Genomic DNA, 22,111 nt, shown 5'->3' on the forward strand with positions numbered 1-22,111 from the left:
TTGCTCATGTCCGGAAAACGGGCCCTGAAAAGACGGGTGCTCAAGCCTGTCCCGCTGATCGCGCTGGCCGGCGCCGGTGCCTGCCTGGCCGTCGCCGTCGTACCGTCCGCGTTCGGTACGGACGCCCCGGCCGACGCGGCCGCGAAGGCCGGCACGTGCACGATCCGCTCCGCGGACAAGCACTCCGAAGCGCCGCTCAGCTGCCTCGGCGTCACCGCCTCCCTCGACCACCTGCCGGCTGTCGGCGAGCAGGCCACCCTCACCGTGGACGTCAAGGCGCAGGCCGACGTCAAGAACGCCGGCCTGTCCGTCCAGCTGCCGCCCGCGCTGCGAATAGCCGACAAGGACGACGGTCTCACCGCGCCCAAGAAGGACGACTTCGGCCAGCGCACCAGCCAGAAGCTCGCCCTGGCCCCCGGCACCCGCACCGTCGAGATCAAGGTCAAGGCCGTCGCCGCCGGACCCGCCCAGATCCAGGCGGACATCAGCGACATCGACCACCCCGACCCGCGCCGCGCCGGACACGACTCGGTGGAGCTGACCGTCGGCACCTCCAAGGGCTCCACCGACAAGGGCGTTTCGGTCTCCAAGGGCCGCGCGACCAAGGTCCAGCGCCCCGGGCCCGGCACCCGCGCGCCCCGCAAGGTCACCCCCAAGACCCCCGCCCCCGCCAAGGCCGCGGACGCCTCGGCTCCGGCCGCGAACGCCCAGACCTGCGTCAACGGCACCTTCCGCAACCGCTTCCAGTCCGCCGAGGGCGGCAACTGGGAAGCCAAGGCCAACCGTGACGAACCGGTCAGCAACGCCAACGTCACTCTCTGGGGCAAGCCGACCGCGGGCGGCGCCACGCGGAAGCTCGCCACGGGGATGACCGGCAACGGCAACGGCAAGTTCAACCTCTGCTACACCCCCACCACCTCCACCACCTCCGTCGCATGGGTGGAGTTCCGCACGCAGGCCGGCCGGATGTGGTCGGTGGTCGACTACAACGGCAACCAGTACGCGACCTCCTCGTACGCGCTGAACAACATCTCCGGCACCGCCAACCTGGGCAACGTGTACGCCAACGAGGGGCAGAGCCGCGCCTGGCACGCCCTCGACACGCTCAACAAGCTGTGGTGGAACCGCGGCTCCACGACCAACTGCTGGGCCAGCAGTGAGCAGGACGGCCGCTGCACGCCGATCACCGTCCAGTGGTACCCCGGCTCGACCGACGGCACCTACTGGACCACCAACGAGGACAAGATCCACCTCGCGGACAACGACCCCGACTCCGAGCACACCACCGTCCACGAGGCGGGCCACGCCCTCATGGGCAAGCTCTACCGGGGCTGGTGGCCGCAGGTGAGCAACTGCTCGCCCCACTACGTCAACCGCGCCTCCTCCGCCAGCTGCGGCTGGACCGAGGGATTCGCCGACGCGGTGTCGTTCCACACGTTCAACGACACCACGTACTACTGGGGCAACGGCGCCTCCATGAACCTCGCCAATGACCGCTCCACCAGCGGCATCGACCAGGGTGACGCCTGCGAGGCCCGGGTCGCCACCGCACTGGTCGACCTGTGGTCCCAGGTCGACGGCGGCTGGCTGAAGAGCAACGCCATGATGGCCCGGAACCCGCAGTCCAGCTTCCGCGAGTACTTCGTCACCGACCGGCCCGCGTACGGCCTGGACACGGGCTCGAAGGCCCGGGGCATCCTCTGGAAGCACACCATCTGGTACTGACCGGCGCTGACCGGCGGCGTCCAGTACTGACCGCCGTAGCGCTATCCGTGCTCATGGGCCGGGCCGACTCCGGCCCGGCCCATGGCCGTACCGCCCCCTCCAGCCCCTCCGGTCTCTCCAGCTCCTCCGGCCTCTCTAGCCCTTCCAGGCCCTCCAGGCCCTCCGCCCGCTAAAACAAACTCCCCTGCGCGTCCTCCGTACCGCCTTTCGGCGCCCGCACCACCGCCGTGGTCACCCCACCCGTCGCCCCCCGCAACACCCACCCCGCCAGCAACCGCGTATCCACCGCGAACACCTCGGCCGCCCCTTCACCCGGCGCCACCACCCCCCGCACATACAGGTCAGCCCCCACTCCCGCCACCACGTCCCCCACGATCTCGTCCCCGGCCGCCGGCCCCGTGCACTCCCCAACTCCCGCCCCGGGAATCCGCTCCAGGCCGAACGCCTCCGTGTGGTCGGTCCACGCGAACGCGGCCGGCTCCAGCGCCTCCGGCCACCCGGCCAGGCCGCGCGCCGCCTCATGCAGCCCGGCCAGGGCCGCCACCCGCTCCGGCACCGGCGGCAGGGCGGCCCGCGCCGCCCGCTTCTCCGCCTTCCCGAACCGGTCCCGTACGTCCAGGGCGCTCCCCAGCAGCGCTTCCGCGCGCCGCGCCGCCATCAGCGGCCCGTGCCCCAGCCACGCGTACGTGATCGCGCCCTGCTCCACCAGGCGCGCGGCGCCGCGCTCGGCCGCCGTGATGCCCACCTTCAGCAGGCCGGGTCCGAAGTACGCCAGGTAGACGCCGTACGTACGGGGGTCGTCGGCCATCGTGTCCGCCGCCACCGACCGCGAACGGTCCAGCCGCGCGCAGTCGGCGCACTGGTCGCGCGCGACACCGGCGTCGATCACGGCCGCGTACGGGCAGGAGGTCCAGCGCGCACCCCGCCGTACGCCCAGGCAGCGCCGCTCGCCCGTCAGCGCGAACGCCAGCGCCTTGCCGACGGGGAGCGCGCTGCGCCGCCGCTCGCCGCGCCCGGGGCTGTACCACCCGAGCCCCGGCTCGGTCCCGGCCCAGCTCGGCCCTGTACACCACCAGCCACCCGGCTCACTCACCTCCCGGCACCCACTTCCGTCACTCCGGCGGGAGCGACCCTCGCCGGGTCGGCTCCGGCGCCCCTGAAGGTGCTGCGGTACGCGCTCGGGGACACCCCCACCGCGGCCTGGAGGTGCTGCCGCAACGACGCCGCCGTACCGAAGCCCGCGTCCGCCGCCACCCGGTCCACCGTCAGCTCCGTCTCCTCCAGCAACTGCCGCGCCCGCTCGACCCGCTGCTGCGTCAGCCACTGCAACGGCGACACCCCGACCTCCTCCCGGAACCGCCGGGTGAAGGTCCGTACGCTCATCGACTCACACGCTGCCAGTTCCCGCAGTGTCACCGGCCGGTCCAGGTGCTCCAGCGCCCAGGCGCGGGCCGCGGCCGTCGAGGAGTACTGCGGCTCGGGCACCGGGCGCCTGATGAACTGGGCCTGCCCGCCCTCCCGGTGCGGCGGCACGACCGTACGCCGCGCCACCTCATTGGCCACCGCCGCCCCGTGATCACACCTGATCATGTGCAGACACAGATCGATCCCCGAGGCGACACCGGCGGCCGTCAGCACACCGTCCTCGTCCGTATACAGAACATCCGCGTCCAGCTCGATCTCCGGAAACAGCCGCCGGAACTGCTCCGCCGACCGCCAGTGCGTGGTCGCCCGCCGCCCCTTCAGCAGCCCGGCCGCCGCCAGCACGAACGAGCCCGTACAGATGGAGGCGACCCGGACCCCCGGACGTATATGCGCCACCGCCCGCGCCATCTCCTCGCTCAGGCAGCCGTCCTCCGCCCCGTAGTCCTGCTCCGAGGCCGGCACCACGACGGTGTCGGCCTCCGCCAGGGCCTCGGGCCCGTAGCGCACGTTGACCGTGAAATCCGCGTCCGTCCCCAGCTCCCCCGGCTCCGGCGCACACGTCACCACCTCGTACAACAGCCGCCCGTCGGCGGTCTCGGCATAGCCGAAGAGCCGGTGGACGATCCCCAGCTCCATCGGCAGCAGCCCGTCCCGTACCAGTACGGCGACCCGATGCCGCCCGTCCTCCGCGAAGACACCCATGGCCCGATCCTGACACATGCTGGCCATCCGGCCACTCGTCCGCCCGGGACCGCCGGACGCAAGATCTAACCAACGGATCCGTTCAACCCTTCCTCGCGTCCCTCCTCTGAAAGGTCCCCCATGAAGGTCCTGTGGCTCGCGGCCCACCCCGAAGAGCGCTCTTTGAACGGCTCCCTCAAGGACGAAGGCGTGCGCGCCCTGCGCGAGCACGGCCACGAGGTCCAGGTCTCCGACCTCTACGCCATGAAGTGGAACCCGGTAGTCGACGCCGACGACTTCGACCACCCCTCCGAGGAGCGCCTGCACATCAGCAATGCCGCCGAACGCGCCCTCAGCAACGGCACGTTGAGCCCCGACATCCGCGCCGAGCAGGAGAAGGTCCTCTGGGCCGACACCCTGATCGTGCAGTTCCCCCTCTGGTGGTACGGCATGCCCGCCATCCTCAAGGGCTGGTTCGACCGCGTCTTCGTCAAGGGCTTCGCGTACGGCTTCAGCGATCCCGACACCGGGGCCACCCTCCGCTACGGCGACGGCCCGCTGACCGGCAAGCGCGCCATGATCGTGGTCACCGCGGGCGCCCGCCCCGGCACGCTCGGCCCGCGCGGCGTCAACGGCGACCTCAACGACCTGCTCTTCCCCCTCCACCACGGCACCTTCTGGTACACGGGCATGAGCGCCGTCCCGCCGTTCCTGGTCTCCTCGGCCGACCGCACGACGCCGGCCGCCTTCGAGGACACCGCCGCCCAGCTCCGCACCCGCCTCCTGGAGCTCCCGACGACCCCACCCCTCCCCTTCCGCCGCCAGAACTCCCCCGACTACGACCCGGAGACCCTCACCCTCCACCCCGACCTCGCCCCGAACCTCACAGGCCCGGCCATCCACTACACAGACGCCCCCCGGTAACCCGTGAGCGCAAAAAAGACCGGTCCGGCACGTTTCCGTGCCGGACCGGTCTTCGCAGTAGCGGGGACAGGATTTGAACCTGCGACCTCTGGGTTATGAGCCCAGCGAGCTACCGAGCTGCTCCACCCCGCGTCGGTGAACCCGACTCTACGCCACCCACGCCCCGAAGGGAAATCGTTAAACCGCCCGCCTCCCAGGGCGACCACGACAAAGCCCCCGCCCGGATCACCCGGCGGGGGCTTTGATTGCTGTGCGCTCGGCAGGATTCGAACCTGCAACCTTCTGATCCGTAGCTCTAACTAGATCGGTCAGAGCGGGTCGTTCAGGTCAGCATGAGGCTCGGGCGGGCTGGCCCCGGGCAAGGCCGGTTGCTGTAGTTGCTGTACTTCGTTGCTGTACCGCAAGAGATCCACACACCTAGCAGAGCAGCACCTTCAGTGACAGCACCCACCGCTTCCCTAAGAGGTGGGTACACAAGCGTCACCACGGCAACCACTGCGATCACCCAAATCTGAATCACTGGGATTGACAGACCCCACCGCGAGCGGGCCACACTCATACTTAGCCTCCTTGGCTCACTGAGGCCGCTCCGCCGTACGCGTCCGCCAGTGATACGGGCGGCCGAGCGGGCCTTCCTTCTCGTAGAGGCATAGTGAGGCGCTCCGACGCTAGCCAGCAACACGGAACTCGCCTGCCACGAGCCGCTGTTGCCACCAGCCTGATACTTGGTCGACGTGGAAGCGGTGGCGGCCCAAAACAGCTCCGGACCTGCGGATACATTCACATACAGCGCATGTCCTATAGTTTTGGGCAATAAATAACGGGTACTAGCAAACCCACATAAATGGGGCCCAATAACGACCACATGCCGCCCGAATTATTTGCCTGCTCTTTGCATTCCTATGACGGAATGCACCAATTGCACGGGTCGGTGCCCGCGCTGGGTCGACAGTGGAGATTTGAGCGGAGCGCCCGCGACGGGCAAAGCCACATCGCGGCAGCAGCTGCTCCCCCTCAGCCATGGGCCAGGGTCGGTCCGCTCACGCTGCCGCATCCGTGACGGTGGCGGTACGGCGCCCAGCCCCCGCCGGCCGTTGTGTCCGGAGTGCCCGGCGCCCCCAACCCCACCCCTTCCGTAGCCTGCCTGCCTCGACAGGACTACTGCCTATGGGGCGGTCGGCAGCGCGCCCGTCACGTAAACCGCTCACCGCTTCCGCCTCCACCTTCATCACCCCTCATCTGCACCCTTCCCGCCTCCCGGGGGCTCCCCGCCGGGTCTGCCCTCTTGGGCCGCGGGCTCTGGTGCTGCCGCTCGGCTCGCCCCAGTGGCGGGCGCCTACGGCCTGGTCATGCGGAGCGGGCGTCGCGGGTGATGGCCTTGGCTGGCGGGGTGTTTGCTCGTTCCGGCGCTGCTCTTGGGCGGGGCAAAGCGTGTACGAAGCACCCCGTGGCAGCTTCAGATGGCGCGGGGCCGGGGGCCGGGCGGAGCGGGCCGGAGGCAGGAGCGGCGCCCGAGTCCCCGAGCTCCGCGCCGGCCCGCATTGCGGGCCGGTGGGGTGTGCTTCGTAGCGGCGGCTGCCAAAGCCGTTGACCCGCGCGCCGGATGCCGAAGGCAAGAGCACCCACAAGGCCAACGCCGTCCCCCGCAGAGCCCGTCCCGGCGACGGCCGGGCCGCTGGGTACTTGGCCGACGGGAACGAACCCGTTTGCGCGCTCTCACCAGCTCCCCACGGACTTCCATCAGGGCTTCGCGTCCGTACGCGAGCGGCGTCAGGGCGGCCCCGGCCGGGAATGGCGATCCTGCTGTGGGAGTTCCTGGAGTGCTCTCCCCCTTCCCCCACCCCTCCCCGCCCGCAGGGCGGGGCTTGAACCAGTAGAGAAAGTTGTAACTCAGGCTGGCGGGAGGGGCTTGAAGTCCTCTGTGCAGGCGGGGAGTACGGTGCCCTGCCGGTGGGCGAGGGGCAGGAAGATCACGGGGCGGATCGTCCAGGTGATGCGGGTGGTGGCCTGGGTGACGGTCACCGTGTAGGGCTGTCGGCGAAGTAGGGCTGCCCTGGCCTTCAGTCGTCCCTCGCAGAGCCAGGTCCAGGCTTCGTGTGAGGCGTCCGGGGAGAGGGCCGGGGTGATGGTGCGGAGGGCGACTGCTACCCACCTGTCGGCCTGGTGGGCCGAGTAGGCGTCGAAGGATGCGTGGAGGGCCGGCCTCTCGGTCGGGTTCGCGAGGTCTTGGGTCCAGCATTCGCACCAGTAGCCGCGGCGGGGCTTGTCGGTCTTCAGCATGGGTGGGCTCCTGGTCGGTTGCTCGTGAAGAGTTCTGCGGTGACGGTGTGGGCGCCCTGACTGCTGTGGACCACCACTCGGTGGGCGATCGCGTTGACCATGCCGAGCCCGCGGCCGTGCTCGGCCTCCTCGTCCTGGTCCTCGACCTTCGGGTACGTGCCTGCGCCGCCGTCGTCGGTGACCGACAGGGCGATGACTTGCGGGGTGACCGAGAGGGACAGGTGGAAGCTGCCGGAGTTTCGCCCGCTGGCGGTGTGCAGGATCGCGTTCGAGCTCAGCTCGCTCACAATCAGCTCGGCGTCCTCGGCCAGCGGGGAATCGCGCAGTATGTCGCGGGTCCATCGGCGGGCCCGGCTCACCTCTTCTGGGGAACCTGGGCAACTGAGCCCCCAGACCTGGACTCTACTCGTATACTCGTGCATACAAGTTCCTTCGTGCTGGTAGGCCGCCATGTGCAGCGGGTTCGGGCTAGACGAGTTTCACGCCGTCGTGGGCGCGGACGGCCGGCGGGGTGATGGCGTCGAGCGCGTCCAGGACGCGGATCGCGTAAGCCTCGTCGGCGAGTTCGGTGACTTCTTCGCGGGTGGCCCACCGCAGCGCGCGGGTTTCGTCCCCGGTGGTGGGGGTGCCGTCGGCGGCCCGACAGCGGAAGACCAGAGAAACGATCAGGCCCGTCATGTTCTTGTAGACACCGGTCAAGGTCGCCGGAAGCTCGATCTTGATGCCGGTTTCTTCGAGCACCTCGCGCTGAAGAGCTTCCGGGATGGTTTCCTCGCGTTCGAGGACTCCGCCCGGCGGCTCCCAGTGGCCGTTGTCGCGTCGCTTGATCAGGAGAGCCCGGCCCTGGTCGTCGACGATGACTCCGGCGACGCTCACGGAGTGCGGACGGTCGGTGCTCACGTTCCTCGGCCCCTTCGGATGGCTAGGCTCTCCACCGTAGCAACAGCACTCGCCCACTCGTCTAGATACCTAAAGGAGTAGTCCACGTGACGTCTCTTCCGAGCGTTCTTGGCGCTCTCGACCCCACGAGTGATCGTGCGGTTTTCCGGCAGATCGCCGATCAACTGCGTGAGGCCATTGATCGCGGGCGCTTCAAAGAGGGGGAAAAGCTGCCCTCGGAAGCTGAACTTGTCGAGCACTACGGGGTCTCCCGTATGACGGTGCGGAACTCCTTTTCGGTCCTCCAGGGCGAGGGCCTGGTACACGCCGAGCACGGCAAGGGTGTCTTCGTCCGGCCGCGCCCGCCCGTCCGGCGCCTCGCCTCCGACCGTTTCGCCCGGCGCCACCGCGAACAGGGGAAGTCCGCGTTCATCGTGGAAGCCGATGCCGTCGGCAGCCATCCGAAGGTGGATGGTCTGGAGGTCAAGGAGGAGAAAGCCAGTCAGGACATCTCTGCCCGGCTCGGCTCCGTGCGGCGCGTGCTCGCCCGGCGGCGCCGCTATCTGCTCGACGGCCGGCCGGTTGAGTTCGCCACCTCCTACCTGCCGCTCGACATCGCCCGCGGCACTCAGATCGCCGAACCCAACCCTGGCCCCGGCGGCATCTACGCCCGGCTTGAGGAGCTGGGTCACCACCTCGACCACTTCGAGGAGGAGATCCGCGCCCGGATGCCTTCACCTGCCGAGGTCAAGACGCTGCAACTGGCGTCCGGAGTCCCGGTGATCCACCTGATCCGCACGGCGTACGACACGGAGAAGCGGGCCGTGGAGGTCTGCGACACGGTGATGGCGGCGGACGCGTACGTCCTCTCCTACCAGCTCCCGGCCACCTGACCGGCGGTGCGCGAGGCCACTTCTTCGGACTCGTACGCCCCGACACGCATACTCGTATAGACGAGTGGGCAAGTCGTGTGGCAAGGTGGCCCCCGTTCCCGGAAGAGCCGGGCGCGAAGACTGCAACTTGTCTAGACGAGTAGATGGGAAGAAGCCTTGCGCACCATCCGTGTGGAGACCTCGGCCGCGACGATCCTGCTGACCGAGGCGCCCGAGCCCAAGGTCCGCGACCGCAAGACGGGCGAGATCGCCAAGGACGCCAACAACGGCGAAGCGTTGATGACGATCGGCGTCGTCTACATCGAGGAAGGGGAGTCCTCCCTGATCAAGGTCACCGTGCCGGAGGGCGGTGTCTCCGAGGGCCTGACGCTCGGCGCTCCGGTCTCGCTGCCCGGCCTGGTTGCCCGGCCGTGGGAGTCGGTGTTCAACGGCCAGCAGCGGCACGGCATCGCCTACCGGGCCGCCGCCGTCACTCCGGCCGCCTTCCCGGCCGCCATGGGGGACGCGGCCTGATGACCGACCTGGCAGCGCTTCTGGAGGTAGGTGGTCCTGTCGCCGCCCTCGGCGGTGGGGCCGCCTACGCCCGGGCACGGCACCCGGGCGTCTACTGGTCCACGGTCGGCCTGCCGGTCTCAACCGCCCGGCTGCTCGGCTCGTACAGCTCGGTCATGGAAGCCTGCGGCCTGACCGTGGCCCCCTCCCGGCTGCGAGTCCTGGCGGTCAAGGCCACCACCCGCCGCGAGGTCCGGCCCGTACCGCCGCGTCGCGGCATCATCCGGCCGACCACGACGGGGTTACGACTTCGGCTCCGCCTCGCCCCCGGGCAAGAACCAGCCGACGTCGCGGCCTCGGCCGAACGGCTGCGCCATGCCTGGGGCGTGCACGCCGTGTACGTGACACCCGTCAAGCCTGGCGTGATCGACCTGCGGCTGGTCGGGTTCGACGTGCTGCGGAAGGTCCGCATGCCGCGCAAGCTCCCGGCTGGGCTGCTGAAGGTCCCGGTGGCGCTGCGGGAGGACGCCACGGCCTTCGTACGGGACTACCGCACCGTTCCGCACGGGCTCACCCTCGGCGCGACGCTGTCGGGCAAGTCCATGTACCTGCGCCACCTCATCACTGGGCTGGCCCGTCAGCCCGTCGCCCTGGTCGGCATCGACTGCAAACGTGGAGTTGAGCTGGCGCCGTTCGCGGCCCGGCTTTCGGCGCTGGCCACCGATCCTGAGCAGGCTGCGGCCCTGCTGCCGGTGCTCATCGAGGAGATGGAGGACCGATACGACCTGATCAAGGCCCGGCAGGGCATCGCCCCGGACACACCGGATGAGGAGATCACCTCGGACATCTGGGGCCTGCCTGAACATGAACGCCCGGTGCCTGTGGTGCTGTTCGTGGACGAGGTGGCGGAACTCTTCCTCGTCGCCACGAAGAAAGACGAACAGCGTCGGGACGAGATGGTCACCCAGCTCATCCGTCTTGCCCAGCTCGGCCGGGCCGCCGGCATCTACCTGGAAATCTGCGGCCAGCGCTTCGGTGCCGAACTGGGCAAGGGGGCGACCATGCTGCGCGCCCAGTTGACCGGCCGCGTCTGCCACCGCGTGAACGATGAAGCCTCCGCGAAGATGGCGTTGGGCGACATCGCGCCCGAAGCGGTCGCCGCCGCCTGCGCCATCGCCCCCGAACAGCCCGGACTCGCCGTGATCGGCGACGCATCCGGCGGCTGGTCCCGCGTCCGTACGCCGTACCTGTCTCTGGCTGAGGCGGCCGAGACCTGTTCCGCCTCGGCCCACCTGGTACCCCACCTGCCCGCACTCCAGCCGTTCCGGCCTGCTGTGCCGGTACGGCCGATCAAGTCACCGACCCCGGTCGTTCGGCCGCAACCGACGACCGGCTGAACTCAGCCTTCCCCATCCGGTTGGCGTGACCGCCTCGCGCCGTGTCCCTACCCCCGCCATGCCTGAATCCGGAAGGAGCCGCAGTATGCGCGCCCTGCTGGCCCGCGTAGACGCGGTGCTCGTCCAGGCGGTCATCGCCGCCGCTCTGTCCTTCGCCCACCTGCATGACATCGCTTCGGCGGCCGGTCAGGACGGGTGGAAGGCATGGGCGTACCCCGTCTCCGTCGACCTGCTGCTGGTGGCTGCCTGGCGGCGGCTGCGAACCAGCGACGAGAAAGCGGCCGGGTGGTGCTGGTTCGTGATCGCGCTGGGCGCCTCCCTGGGCGCCAACGTAGCCACCGCCGGACTGCTCGACCTGGACGACGTACCGGCCTGGCTGCGCATCCTCGTCGCGGGATGGCCTGCGGTCGCCTTCCTCGGCGGCACGCTGCTCGCTCACTCCGCAGCGATTCCGGCAGAGGCACCCACCGCCGACGAGGACCAGGAGGAGCCCTCGGCCATCGAGGACCAGGAGGACGCGCCCGCCCCGGCGCCGGTACTCCCGGCGCCACCGACCCCCGAACCGACCCCCGCGCCCCCTGCGGTCTCCGTCCCGGCCGCCCTGGTCGAACACGCCCGCAAGGTCGCCACCGAGCACCACACCCGCACCGGCACCGCCATCGACACCCCGACCCTGCGCGCCCGCCTCGGCGTATCCCTGCCGATCGCCGACGCCATCGCTGCCCAGCTCTGAGAGGAGATCCACATGAGCGCCAACCGCCGCTTCCACTCGGTCACCCGCATCGGTCCCGTCCAGGTCGGCACGTCCTACGACGGACGCGGCCGGGAGAAGCACACCGCCGCCTGCACGGCTCCGCGCTGCGGCTTCTCCGCCGACTACGACAGCCGCGCCGCCGCCGAACTGGCCGCCCGCACCCACCGCTGCCCCGTCCGCTGATCCATGCGCCGAAAGGATTCCGCCCCGTGACCGTCAGCCTGCCGCTCGTCGTCGTCCTCGGTCTCTTCGCCTGGGGTGCGGTCAAGTACCTCGGCGTCCGCATCTGGATCGTCGTGGTGATCGCGCTCTTCGGGTTCTGGCTCTCCCACACCTTCATGGCGCCGGCCATCGAGAACGGCACGCGCTCCGGCGTGAACATCATCAACGGCTCACATGACTAGACGAGTAGGTAAGGAGACCTCTGCCGTGTTCCTGCCCAAGTACCCCGACAGTCCGACGCCGCCCACGCACATCACCCCCACCGCGGCCGACCCGGCCCCCGCCCGGCGGCCCGTCCCTCAGATCTCCGTCAGCACCGGGGCCGTCGCGGTCGTCCTCCTCGGCGGCGTCGTGCTCACCGCGCTCCTGGCCGCCGTCGCCGTCTCGGCCGTGTCCGTGGCGGTCGCCGCTGTCGTCCTGCGCTCGCTGCTCCGCGATCACCACCGCCGCTGACTGACCAGCAGTACACCGAACCCCCGGGTCGGCCTCGATACCGCCAAGCATCCGCCGCCCCGGGGGCCTCCCCCTTCCAGCCGAAGCCAGAAGGAGAAAGGCCATCATCACCCCCGCCACCCTGCCCCCGCTCACCGAACTCGGAGAACTGGCCGCCCTCGGCACCATGCCCGCACTCCTGCGCCAGCTCTCCGGCCTCGGCGGCTGCACCCACCCGATCCGCCTCGACGGTCACCGCACCGAACACGCCCTGAACACCCACACCGGCGAGATCGGCAACGTCCTCCACCACCTCGACTCCTCCACCCTCCCGGCCGGTCACCTCCTGGTCCGCTGCAACAACCGCCGCACCACCCGCTGCGCGGCCTGCTCCCAGGTCTACCGTCGCGACACCTTCCAACTGATCACCTCCGGCCTGCGCGGCGGCAAAGGCGTCCCGGAACGCGTCGCCGCCCACCCCCGCGTCTTCGCCACCTTCACCGCGCCCGGCTTCGGCCCGGTCCACAACCGCCCTACCGGGCCGACCGGTTCGGTCCGCCGCTGCCGCTGCGGTGCCCTCCACGACCAGGAGGACGCCACCCTCGGCACCGCACTCGACCCCGACACCTACGACTACGAAGCCGCCGTCCTCTGGAACGCGCACGCCGGTGCCCTCTGGCGGCGCTTCTCCATCTACCTGCGACGGGAGGTCGCCAAGCGCGCCGGCCTCACTCAGCGCGCGTTCCGGCAGTACGCCCGGGTGTCCTTCGCCAAGGTCGCCGAGTACCAGAAGCGCGGCGCCGTCCACTTCCACGCGGTCATCCGCCTCGACGGCCCGACCGGCAGCGACACCCCGCCGCCCGCGTGGACGGCCCCGTCATCGGCGGCCGGGCACACGTCTTCACCTTCGGCCGCCAGCTCGACGTACGTACCATCCGCTCGGCCGACTTCGACGGCGGCCAGGAGCTGACCGAACGGGCCGTAGCCGCGTACATCGCCAAGTACGCCACCAAGGGCGCCGAAACCGCGACCGGAGCCCTCGACCGCCCGCTGAAGTTCCTCGCCGAACTCGCCCAGCTCGACATCAGCGACCACGCCCGCCGCATGATCCGAACCGCCTGGACCCTCGGCGCCCGCAAAGACCTGGAAGACCTCCGGCTCCGCGCCTGGGCCCACATGCTCGGCTTCCGCGGCCACTTCTCCACCAAGTCCCGCCGTTACTCCACCACCCTCGGCGCCCTCCGCGACGCCCGCGCCGAATGGCGCCGCGCCCAGGCCGCAGCAGAGGCCGAGACCGCTTCGGACACCACCCTCGTCCTCGCCCACTGGGTCTACGCCGGTACCGGCCTCACCGACGCCGAAACCTGGCTCGCCGAATCCCTCGCCCGTGACACCGCCCGCGAACACCGCGCTGCGCTCGACGCTGAAGGAGACGACCTGTCATGACCACCACCGTCATCGAGAGGAAGTGGCACACCACCGCCGAAGTCGCCGAAATGCTCGGCTTCGGGCTGTCCAAGACCAAGCTGCTCGTGCTCACCGGCGAGATCCGTTCGGTGAAGATCGGGCGTAACCGGCGCATCCTTCCGGCTTGGGTCGACGAGTACGTCAACCGCTGCGCTACTGCGGCCGAGGAGTGGTCCGCATGAGCGGCAAGCGCGGTAACGGTGAGGGGTCCATCTACCCGTACAAGAACAGCTTCGCCGCGTACGTCTGGGTGACCACGCCGGACGGCAAGAAGAAGCGCAAGTACGTCTACGGCAAGACGCGCGAAGAGGTCCACGACAAGTGGATCAAGTTGCACGCCGACGCGAAGAAGGGGCCGGTGGCCACGCGACACCGCACCGTCGCCGCGTTCCTGGCGTACTGGCTTGAGTCGATCGTGAAGCCGAACCTGGCGCCGCTGACGTACGTGTCGTACGAGGGGTCCGTCCGGCTCTACATCGCGCCCCACCTGGGTGCGAAGCGGCTGGACAAGCTCACCGTGCGGGACGTGCGCGAGTGGCTGACCAAGCTCGCGTCCGAGTGCCAGTGCTGTGCCCAGGGGAAGGACGCGAAACGGGCGCCCGCTCGTCGCCGCTGCTGCACTGCTGGGGAGTGCTGTGAGGCGTTCACGTCCCGGCGGGTGATTCAGGCGGCTCGGGACGCTCTCAGGGCCGCTCTGACCCATGCGGTGGTTGAGGAAGAGATCGGGAAGAACGTCGCCTCCCTGGTGAAGGTGCCGAAGCCGCGTCGTCGCCGGATCAAGCCCTGGTCCGTGGCCGAAGCGGGCCGGTTCCTTGCCGACGGGGTTGCTCGGGAAGATCCACTGTTCGCGGCCTGGGTGCTCGTGCTGTGCCTGGGACTGCGTCGAGGTGAGGTGCTGGGCCTTACCTGGAAGTCCATCGACTTCGAAGCGGGAGAGCTGTACGTGGATCACCAGATCCAGCGCGCCGGGCGGCAGATCTTGCACCGGGAGACGAAGACCGAAGAGTCGGACGACTTCCTGCCGCTGCCGGCGTTGTGCCTCAAGGCGCTCAGGATGCGTCGGGCTCAGCAGACCGGTGACCGGAAGGCGGCCGGTGATCTCTGGCAGGACGATCGCGGTCTGGTCTTCACGACGAAGTACGGCACCCCGATCGAGCCTGGCAACCTGACGCGCATGTTCGCCCTGCGGGCCCGCCGGGCCGGACTGCGGGTGATTCCGCTGCGGAACACGCGGCACACGTGCAGCTCGCTACTGGTGGCCTTGAAGGTGCACCCAAAGGTGGCCCAGCGCATCCTTCGCCACTCGCAGATCGCGATGACGATGGAGGTCTACGCGGAAGCGAGTGAGGAAGAGGTCCGCGCGGCTCTGGGACAGCTTTCCGAAGCGATGGGCGGTGCAGGCGGTACCGGCGGCTGACCCGGTTGCTGTATTTCGCTGCTGTACGGCACGACAAAGCCCCCGTCCGGATTACCCGGCGGGGGCTTTGACCTGCTGTGCGCTCGGCAGGATTCGAACCTGCAACCTTCTGATCCGTAGTCAGATGCTCTATCCGTTAAGCTACGAGCGCTTGGCTTTCCGGCGGTTTTTCTTGCCGGTCGGCGTTGCAGAAAGAACATTACACGAACCTCGCCGTGAGGCGAAATCCGATAGGTCCACCCCCTCTGACCTGCGGAAACGTCTTGGCGGTGGCGGGTGGGGGCTACTCGGGCCAGGCGGAGGACTCGATGATCCGTACGAAGTTCGGGCGGGTGTAGTCCGGGTCGAAGCGGGCCAGGACGTCGGCCTTGACGTTGCCGAAGGTGGTTTCCGGGCGGTGGGTGATGCCCTGGTGGAAGGCGCGGAGGATGCGGCGCTTGAAGTCGGGGCGGGGGTGGGCCGTGAGGATCTCGTCGCGGGTCTCCGGCGGGAGGGTGTCGTAGCCGATGCCGAGGACGTCGAGTTCGACGCCGGTGGTGACGAGGGCGATCTCCGGGGCCATGTGGTGCGGGATCTCCGGTGTGGTGTGCAGGGCGATGGCTTCCCAGGCGAGGCGGGCGCGGTCGGCCGGGACGCCGTGGGCGGTCAGGAAGCGGCGGGCCTCGTCGGCGCCGTCCAGCTCGAAGCGCTGGTGGGAGGCGCGGAAGCGTTCGGTCAGGCCGAGGTCGTGGAAGAGGGCGCCTACGTAGAGCAGCTCCGCGTCGAAGGACAGGTCCCGCTCGCGGCCGTGCCGGGCGCCGAAGAGGTAGACCCGGCGGGAGTGGTGGTAGATCAGCTCGTCGGTGGTGTCCCGGATCAGCTCGGTGGCCTCCTGGGCCAGCTTGCTGTCGGGGATGGGGATGCCGGCGATGTGGGTGTGGGTGGTGTGCGCGGTGTGGGTGGCGCGGCGGGTGGGGGTGGGGTCCGGGGTGGTGAGGGTGGGGTCCGAAGCGCCGGGGGTGGGGGCCGTACCGGCCGGGGTCGTGAGGTCCGAGGCGGTGGGGGCGGAGCCCGGGGTGGTGGGGCCCAAGGCGGCGGGGGTGAGGTCCGAGGCGGTGGGGGTGGGGTCGGGGCCCGTATCGGCGGGGCTGGGGTCCGGATCTTGGCGGGACGGGGCGGGAGACCGGCCCGGATCGCGAGACCGCCCCGGATCAGAAGGCATCTGGTCACGATTGCTCGTCATAGCACCAGAGTGGCGGCGATACCGGTGCCTGCGCCTGTGGTGTTCCGGTCAGGTGCGGTGCGGGTGGGCGGTGGCGCCGTCGGTGCGTACGGCGGATTTCGTGGGGCGTCTACGGCGGATTCCGGGCGCCGTACGGGCGGGAAAGCGTTCGGGCCCCGGTCGTGATGACCGGGGCCCGAACGAAAAAGAGCGGAGGCGGAGGGATTTGAACCCTCGATGGGCTTTAAAACCCAAACCGCATTAGCAGTGCGGCGCCATAGACCGGACTAGGCGACGCCTCCACACACCCCAGACCGCGCGTGAGCGCGATGTGGCGTGACCAGATGATGGCACAGCACCGTGTGCTGTCACCAATCGACCCCTACGGTACTCGGCCCACGGGCCGCCCCGCAAAGGACTTCCCGGGGCGGTTCGGGCGCATCGCGTGCCCGGGCCGGCGTCCCGGGGACGGGAGCGCGCCCCTGCCCGCCACACGGCGAGACGCCCCCGCGGCGAATCGAACGGCTCTCAAACATCGGGCCGTGCGGGCGGTGCCGCGCAACGTCGTGCCCGGGGCCGCGTTAGACGCTGCGGGGACGGGACGGGTCCCGGCGGAAACGCTTCCGTACCGCCCCCGGACCTGTCCCCACACCCCCAGGAGTCCGCGATGCCGCACCCCCGGCTGTCCCGCTTCGCCACGGCTGCCACCACCGCCACCATCACCGCCACCGCCGCCCTCGCCCTGACCGGCCCGATCGCCGCTGCGACCCCGGCCGCCACCGCCACCCCGGCCGCCCCCGCCGACGTCGCCATCGGCTCCCCCTCCGTCACGGCGCCGATCCCGCTGCTGCCCCGCCCCTCCGACCACCTCACGGTCACCGTCAGCGACTCCGGCAAGGCGGCCAAGGACGGTACGTACGAGCTGTACTGCCACCCGGCCCGCGGCACCCACACCGACGCGCGCGGTGCCTGCGACAAGCTCGACAGCCTGACCCGTTGGGGCAAGGACGCGTTCGCGGGCGTACCGAAGGACAGCAAGTGCACGATGCAGTACGGCGGGCCCATCACCGCGCGCGTTACCGGTACGTGGGCGGGACGCCCGGTGAACGCCCAGTTCAAGCGCACCAACGGATGTGAGATCGGCCGCTGGGACCGGTTCGTACCGGTGCTGCCCGCGGTCACTTCGTGACGGAGAAGCGGGCCAGTTCAGGACGCGGGGCACATGTCGGGCGTGCGACGAGTCGCACAATCCCGTGGCACTACCTCCTCGTCATCCGTCTCCGCGTCCTCAGCCGCTGCCCGTAGACTCCCTTCCAGTGACCCGCCACGGATGTGACGGCAAACTCGGCAAGGTGCGGTAACTGCAGGGAGGAAGCGTCGTCGTGAGCAGCAGGCCATCCCGAGGCGCTGCTCGCCTCGCAGCCATACTCGACGCCTTGCCGGACGCGTTGCTGCTGGTCAACTGCAACGGCACGGTCGTCAACGCGAACGCCATCGCCCTGGAGACCTTCGAGGCCCCGGGCACCGCCCTGGTGGGCCGGGGCCTGCTCGACCTGCTGCCGACCTTCGACTCCAAGCGCATCCCCGGCTCCATGCGGCGCCGGGACGAGGAGGAGCAGGGCCCGCGTACGAAGCCCACCCGGATGGTCGCCCGGCGCACCGACGGCAGCGAGCTGCTGGTCGAGGTGACGAGCGCGAACCTGGAGGACGGCCGTACGCCGTACGAGTCCGCCTTCGAGGCCGCGTACGCCGACCATCGCAACGGCTACACCGGCGACGAGCTGCTGATGCTCGTCGTACGGGACCTGACCGGCACGCTGGACACCGAGACCGAGCTGGCCCGCCAGCAGCGGCAGACCGAGATGATCCTGCGCGCGGCGGCCGAGGGCGTGGTCGGCGTCGACTCCGAGGGCAAGGTCGTCCTCGTCAATCCGTCCGCCGCGCAGATCCTCGGCTACCGGGCGAGCGAGCTGGGCGGCAAGGAGCTGCACCCGCTCATCCACCACTCGCGGGCCGACGGCACGCCGCTGCCCTGGGAGGAGACGCCGCTCGCCGACTCCCTGCGCTCCGGGCGCAAGCACCGGGTGCGGGGGCAGGCGCTGTGGGCCAAGGACGGCCGCTCGGTCCCGGTGGACCTGACGACCGCGCCGGTGCGCGACGGCGACCAGCTCGTCGGCGCGGTGATGACGTTCACCGACCGGCGTCCGTACGACGCGCTGGCGGCGCGCCACGCGCAGCTGCTGGCCGTACTGGACCAGTCGCTGCGCGGCCCGCTGGAGGAGCTGAAGGCGGAGCTGGGCACGCTGGCGTCCGACCCGGCCGGCCAGCTGTGGCCGGAGGCAAACCAGATCCTCCACCACCTCGCCGCCGGGTACGCGCGGATGACGACGCTGGTCGACAACGTGCTGAGCTACCAGCGGCTGGACGCGGGCGGCGAGCGCCTCGAACGGGACAAGGTCTCGCTCGACGCGGTCGTGGCGGCCGGTGTCGAGGGCGCGATCGAGCTGATCGGTCCCGGCCGCGCCCAGTTCGCGGTGCACGCGCCGCCGATCGACGCCGAGGTGGACGCGACCCGGCTCGCACAGGCGCTCTCCCACCTGATCGCGGATGTCGCGGGCGTGGACGCCACGGGCAAGGCCGGTGGCGACGGCTCCGAGGCCGCTTCCGGGGACTCGACGATCGTGGTGGCGGCCGCGCAGCGCGGTGAGGTCGTACGGATCGAGGTGCGCGGCCCGTACGGCGGCGGCAACCCGGTCCACGCGCCGATCGTGCGCGGCATCGTGCGGCAGCACGGCGGCGTCCTGCAGACCCACAAGGTGCCGGGCGCGGGCGGCAGCGCGTACGTACTGGAAGTGCCGGTGTCGGCCAGTGGCGCGCCGGTGTCCGGCGCGGGCACGCGCGAGGCCACCGGCAACGAGACGACCGTGATGCCGGTGCCCGCGGAGCGGGCGCGGGGCACGCAGCAGCAGGGGGAGAAGGCGCAGGCGCCCGGCGGGGCTGCTGCTGGGCTGCGGCCGGTGAGCGGCCCCGGTGGTGGTTCTGCCGCACCGGGTGCCGGTACGGGCCGTACGGACAGCGAGGTCGAGGACACGCCCACCGGGCGGCGGCGTGCGCGGCGCGGCGACGTACCCGTGCAACAGCAGCACGGCGATGTACCTGTACAGCAGCAGCACGGCGACGTACCCGTACAGCAGCAGCCGGGCGGCGGCACGGCGGCGGCAGGGAGCGGTCAGGGCAGCGGCAACGGCCCGGTGCCCCGCGCGCGCAGCGGGGCCGACGCGGCCGGGCCGCGGGGGCCGGTGCCCGGTGGCGACGGTACGGGCGTCGTCGGCGACGGGCGTACGGGCGCTCAGCCGGGTGTGCCCGGGATGCCGCAGGGCATGGCCGGGGCCGAGGTCGTCCCGCCGGGCGGTCGGCGCCGGGTTCAGGACGCGCCTGAGGACTCAGCGCGGACCGCGCTCCCGGCGGGCGCGGGAAGCCCGCAGGGACCGGGCCAGGCGGCCCAGGGCGGCCAGGCCCAGCCGACCGGGCGCCGGGCGCGCAGAGCGCTGGCCGACACGGCCGAGCGGCCGATCCCGAACCAGCCGCAGGCCCCGCAGGCCGTGGCCCGTAACCAGAACCCGGCGTTCGCGCTGCCGCCCGCCGCCGCCGACCAGCTTCCGCAGTCCCCCCTGCCCTCGCTGCCGGTCCTGCCCGGTCAGTCCGCAGGGCCGCAGGGCAGCGGCGGTGCGGGTACAGGTACAGGTACAGGTACAGCTACGAGTACGGGAGCGAGTCCGGGTACGGGCCGCCGCCGCGCCCGTACGGCCGGCCCCGAGGTCGTCGGCGAGCAGGCCAGGGTCGTGACCGACTCGGGTGTGCCCGAGGGCGATTGGGGCACCGAGCCGACCGGTCGGCGCCGTGCCCGGCGGGCCGCCGCCGAGGAGCGGGCGGCTGCCGCGATGGCCGATTCGGAGTCGACGGGCACGTTTGTCGCGGGTCCTGAGGGCCTGGTCGCGCACCCCCTGGAGGACGGGCCGGTGACCGGCCCCGTAGGCGCTCCGGCGGCCGGGGAGGGCCAGCCCGCGCCCACCGGGCGGCGGCGCGGACGCCCCAGCCCGGCGGAGGCCGAGGCGGGAGAGCGCGGTCAGGGGCAGGACCTGGGACTTGGGCAGGATCTGGGACACGGCCTGGGCCAGGACCTGGGACAGGACCTCGGACAGGTTCAGCAGGGCCCGGGACAGCAGGTTCAGGGGCCGGGTCAGCCGGTGCAAGGCCCTGCCCAGCAGGTTCCTGGGCAGCCGGGCCAGCTCGGACAGCCCGGCCAGCCCGGTCAGCCGGGGAAGCCGCAGGCCCAGCCCGGCCGACCCGTACAGCCCAGCCACCCCAACCCCACCGACACCCCCAGCGCAACCCAGCACCCCGCCTCGGACCCGGCCACACCCCAGCAGCCGATGCCCGCGCCCGCTTCCCCGGAGGCGGCCGAGGGTGACGACGCGGCGGGCGGGCCCGCCGCGGGCCACTCGCACGGGCGGGCGTTCAACGTGCGGACGCTGGGGCAGGGCGTGCCGTTCTCGCAGCAGATCGCCGATCAGCAGCGTCCGGCCGCGCCCGGCGCCCCCGCGGCCGGCTCGGGGCGCCGCCGCAAGCTGGCCCAGCCGCCGCAGGAGGCGGAGGGCGCGGCCGACGCCGCCGAGGCCCGGCCGCACCCGCAGCCCGGCGCCCACGCTCCGGGCCAGGCCCAGCCGCACCCGGCGCCGCAGGCTCAGCAGCAGCCCCAGCAGCGCTCGCAGAACCCGCAGCGCTCGCAGAACCCGCAGCACCCGCAGCAGCACCTGCTGAACTCCTCCGAAGGCCGCGCCTTCGCCGTCTCCGCGCCCGACGAGGGCAGCGAGGGGCCGGAGCCGCTGGACGGACCGAACGGCGCTGTCGAGGTCACCGAGCCGCAACCGCAGCCGATGGACGACGAGTTGCCGCCGGAGCCGCTGGACAACCCGCGCCGGCTGCTGGTCTGGCCGGCGCCGGACGTCTCCACCCAGCAGGCGCTGAGCGACCGCGGCTACCGCCCGGTCATCGTCAACTCCCGCGAGGAGGTGGACGCGCAGATCGCCGCATACCCGGCGGCGCTGTTCGTCGACCCGCTGACCGGGCCGATCACCCGTACCGCCCTGCAGTCGCTGCGTATGGCGGCGGTGGCGGCCGAGGTGCCGGTGCTGGTGACGGCCGGTCTGGGCCAGGCGACGCGGGAGGCCGCGTACGGTGCCGACCCGGCCGTACTCCTGAAGGCGCTCGCGCCGCGCGACAGCGAGCAGCACCCGCCGCGGGTCCTGCTGACCGAGGAGAACGACGCGGTCGCCGGGGCGCTGACCACCTCGCTGGAGCGGCGCGGCATGCAGGTCGCGCGGGCGGCGACGGACGCGGACGCGGTGAACCTGGCGGCCCAGATGCGGCCGAACCTGGTCGTGATGGACCTGATGCAGGTACGCCGCCGCCGGGCCGGAATTGTCGACTGGCTGCGCTCGAACGGCCTGCTCAACCGCACCCCGCTGGTCGTCTACACCTCCGCCGACCTGGACCCGGCCCAGCTCCCGCGCCTCGCGGCGGGCGAGACCGTCCTCTTCCTGGCCGAGCGCTCGACCAGCGCGGAGGTCCAGGCCCGGATCGTGGACCTGCTCGCGAAGATCGGTACGAACTGAGCGGTACGAAACAAGCGGGGCGGGCCGGCGGTACGTACCAAGCGGCTCGCCCTGAGCGGTACGAGTCGATCGAGCTCGCAGCGAGGGGTGGCGCGCCACCCCTGCGCCGGCAATCTCATAGACGGCGCGCCACCCCCGTGCCGGGCATCTCATGGGCGGCGCGCCACCCCCACGCCGGGCATCTCATGGGCGGCGCGCCACCCACGAATTCGGGAATCCCCTGGCGGCGCACCGCCCCCCTCCAGTA

19 protein-coding genes, 3 tRNA genes and 1 pseudogene are annotated in these 22,111 nt (G+C 71.1%); 14 read left to right on the plus strand and 9 right to left on the minus strand.

Going from position 1 to position 22,111, the window contains the following annotated elements; translation table 11 throughout:
- The first annotated feature begins 6 nt into the window (after positions 1-6).
- On the plus strand, positions 7-1,725 hold the full coding sequence (locus CP984_RS18600) for a hypothetical protein (RefSeq protein ID WP_030184308.1): 1,719 nt from the start codon (positions 7-9) through the stop codon (positions 1,723-1,725).
- Positions 1,726-1,894: 169 nt separating this feature from the next.
- Here CP984_RS18600 and CP984_RS18605 read toward each other — a convergent pair whose 3' ends face one another.
- Positions 1,895-2,818, minus strand: a complete 924-nt coding sequence (locus tag CP984_RS18605; RefSeq protein ID WP_003986397.1) for a DUF2797 domain-containing protein — start codon at positions 2,816-2,818, stop codon at positions 1,895-1,897.
- Positions 2,815-3,879 carry a GlxA family transcriptional regulator gene (locus tag CP984_RS18610; RefSeq protein ID WP_003986398.1) on the minus strand — a complete coding sequence of 355 codons (1,065 nt, stop codon included), beginning with the start codon at positions 3,877-3,879 and terminating at the stop codon, positions 2,815-2,817. Before CP984_RS18610 ends, CP984_RS18605 begins: the two co-directional genes overlap by 4 nt.
- Before the next feature lie 93 nt (positions 3,880-3,972).
- Between CP984_RS18610 and CP984_RS18615 the strand changes: the two genes are divergently transcribed.
- Positions 3,973-4,755 (plus strand): NAD(P)H-dependent oxidoreductase, encoded by a 783-nt coding sequence (locus tag CP984_RS18615; RefSeq protein WP_003986399.1) that lies wholly within the window; start codon positions 3,973-3,975, stop codon positions 4,753-4,755.
- A 58-nt stretch (positions 4,756-4,813) separates the two neighbouring features.
- On the opposite strand, the gene CP984_RS18620 is transcribed toward CP984_RS18615, so the two are convergent.
- From CP984_RS18620 to CP984_RS18635, 4 genes are all read right to left on the minus strand, one after another.
- Positions 4,814-4,887 (minus strand) — tRNA-Met (locus CP984_RS18620).
- A 1,758-nt stretch (positions 4,888-6,645) separates the two neighbouring features.
- Positions 6,646-7,035 carry a hypothetical protein gene (locus CP984_RS18625; RefSeq protein ID WP_030184311.1) on the minus strand — a complete coding sequence of 130 codons (390 nt, stop codon included), beginning with the start codon at positions 7,033-7,035 and terminating at the stop codon, positions 6,646-6,648.
- Positions 7,029-7,457: an ATP-binding protein gene (locus tag CP984_RS18630; protein WP_030184313.1), complete on the minus strand. Its 429-nt coding sequence runs from the start codon at positions 7,455-7,457 to the stop codon at positions 7,029-7,031. Before CP984_RS18630 ends, CP984_RS18625 begins: the two co-directional genes overlap by 7 nt.
- 46 nt (positions 7,458-7,503) lie before the next feature.
- Complete coding sequence (locus tag CP984_RS18635) at positions 7,504-7,911, minus strand: NUDIX hydrolase (protein ID WP_030184315.1); 408 nt, start codon at positions 7,909-7,911, stop codon at positions 7,504-7,506.
- Between the two features lie 110 nt (positions 7,912-8,021).
- Here CP984_RS18635 and CP984_RS18640 point away from each other — a divergent pair, with 110 nt between their 5' ends.
- From CP984_RS18640 to CP984_RS18685, 10 genes and pseudogenes are all read left to right on the plus strand, one after another.
- Complete coding sequence (locus CP984_RS18640) at positions 8,022-8,807, plus strand: GntR family transcriptional regulator (protein ID WP_030184318.1); 786 nt, start codon at positions 8,022-8,024, stop codon at positions 8,805-8,807.
- Positions 8,808-8,963: 156 nt separating this feature from the next.
- Positions 8,964-9,320 carry an SCO3933 family regulatory protein gene (locus CP984_RS18645; RefSeq protein ID WP_030184321.1) on the plus strand — a complete coding sequence of 119 codons (357 nt, stop codon included), beginning with the start codon at positions 8,964-8,966 and terminating at the stop codon, positions 9,318-9,320.
- Complete coding sequence (locus CP984_RS18650) at positions 9,320-10,696, plus strand: FtsK/SpoIIIE domain-containing protein (protein ID WP_030184324.1); 1,377 nt, start codon at positions 9,320-9,322, stop codon at positions 10,694-10,696. The genes CP984_RS18645 and CP984_RS18650 overlap by 1 nt, the downstream gene beginning before the upstream one ends.
- 85 nt (positions 10,697-10,781) lie before the next feature.
- Positions 10,782-11,429 carry a DUF2637 domain-containing protein gene (locus CP984_RS18655; RefSeq protein ID WP_030184327.1) on the plus strand — a complete coding sequence of 216 codons (648 nt, stop codon included), beginning with the start codon at positions 10,782-10,784 and terminating at the stop codon, positions 11,427-11,429.
- A 12-nt stretch (positions 11,430-11,441) separates the two neighbouring features.
- The gene (locus tag CP984_RS18660) at positions 11,442-11,633 is read left to right on the plus strand and encodes a mobile element transfer protein (protein ID WP_030184330.1); all 192 of its coding nucleotides are present in this window, start codon (positions 11,442-11,444) and stop codon (positions 11,631-11,633) included.
- Positions 11,634-11,659: 26 nt separating this feature from the next.
- Positions 11,660-11,854, plus strand: coding sequence for a hypothetical protein (locus tag CP984_RS18665; protein ID WP_030023165.1), 195 nt, complete (start codon positions 11,660-11,662; stop codon positions 11,852-11,854).
- Positions 11,855-11,879: 25 nt separating this feature from the next.
- Entirely contained in the window at positions 11,880-12,125 is a 246-nt protein-coding gene (locus CP984_RS18670) for a hypothetical protein (RefSeq protein WP_030184333.1), read from the plus strand.
- 166 nt (positions 12,126-12,291) lie between these two features.
- Positions 12,292-13,550: pseudogene (locus tag CP984_RS18675) on the plus strand (replication initiator).
- The gene (locus tag CP984_RS18680) at positions 13,547-13,753 is read left to right on the plus strand and encodes a helix-turn-helix domain-containing protein (protein WP_030184335.1); all 207 of its coding nucleotides are present in this window, start codon (positions 13,547-13,549) and stop codon (positions 13,751-13,753) included. The pseudogene CP984_RS18675 and the gene CP984_RS18680 overlap by 4 nt, the downstream one beginning before the upstream one ends.
- On the plus strand, positions 13,750-14,988 hold the full coding sequence (locus CP984_RS18685) for a site-specific integrase (RefSeq protein ID WP_030184336.1): 1,239 nt from the start codon (positions 13,750-13,752) through the stop codon (positions 14,986-14,988). The genes CP984_RS18680 and CP984_RS18685 overlap by 4 nt, the downstream gene beginning before the upstream one ends.
- A 78-nt stretch (positions 14,989-15,066) precedes the next feature.
- On the opposite strand, the gene CP984_RS18690 is transcribed toward CP984_RS18685, so the two are convergent.
- From CP984_RS18690 to CP984_RS18700, 3 genes are all read right to left on the minus strand, one after another.
- Positions 15,067-15,139: transfer RNA gene (locus CP984_RS18690), tRNA-Arg, on the minus strand.
- Between the two features lie 132 nt (positions 15,140-15,271).
- Positions 15,272-15,898 carry an HD domain-containing protein gene (locus tag CP984_RS18695; RefSeq protein WP_030184339.1) on the minus strand — a complete coding sequence of 209 codons (627 nt, stop codon included), beginning with the start codon at positions 15,896-15,898 and terminating at the stop codon, positions 15,272-15,274.
- Between the two features lie 502 nt (positions 15,899-16,400).
- Positions 16,401-16,491: transfer RNA gene (locus CP984_RS18700), tRNA-Ser, on the minus strand.
- A gap of 365 nt (positions 16,492-16,856) precedes the next feature.
- On the opposite strand from CP984_RS18700, the gene CP984_RS18705 reads away from it, so the two are divergent.
- Together CP984_RS18705 and CP984_RS18710 are read left to right on the plus strand one after the other, a co-directional pair.
- A complete protein-coding gene (locus tag CP984_RS18705; RefSeq protein WP_003986401.1) occupies positions 16,857-17,378 on the plus strand; it encodes an SSI family serine proteinase inhibitor in 522 nt (173 codons plus the stop codon).
- Positions 17,379-17,571: 193 nt separating this feature from the next.
- Complete coding sequence (locus CP984_RS18710) at positions 17,572-21,864, plus strand: hybrid sensor histidine kinase/response regulator (RefSeq protein ID WP_032923156.1); 4,293 nt, start codon at positions 17,572-17,574, stop codon at positions 21,862-21,864.
- Positions 21,865-22,111 lie beyond the last annotated feature (247 nt).

This window comes from Streptomyces rimosus (assembly GCF_008704655.1).
GTDB lineage: Bacteria > Actinomycetota > Actinomycetes > Streptomycetales > Streptomycetaceae > Streptomyces > Streptomyces rimosus.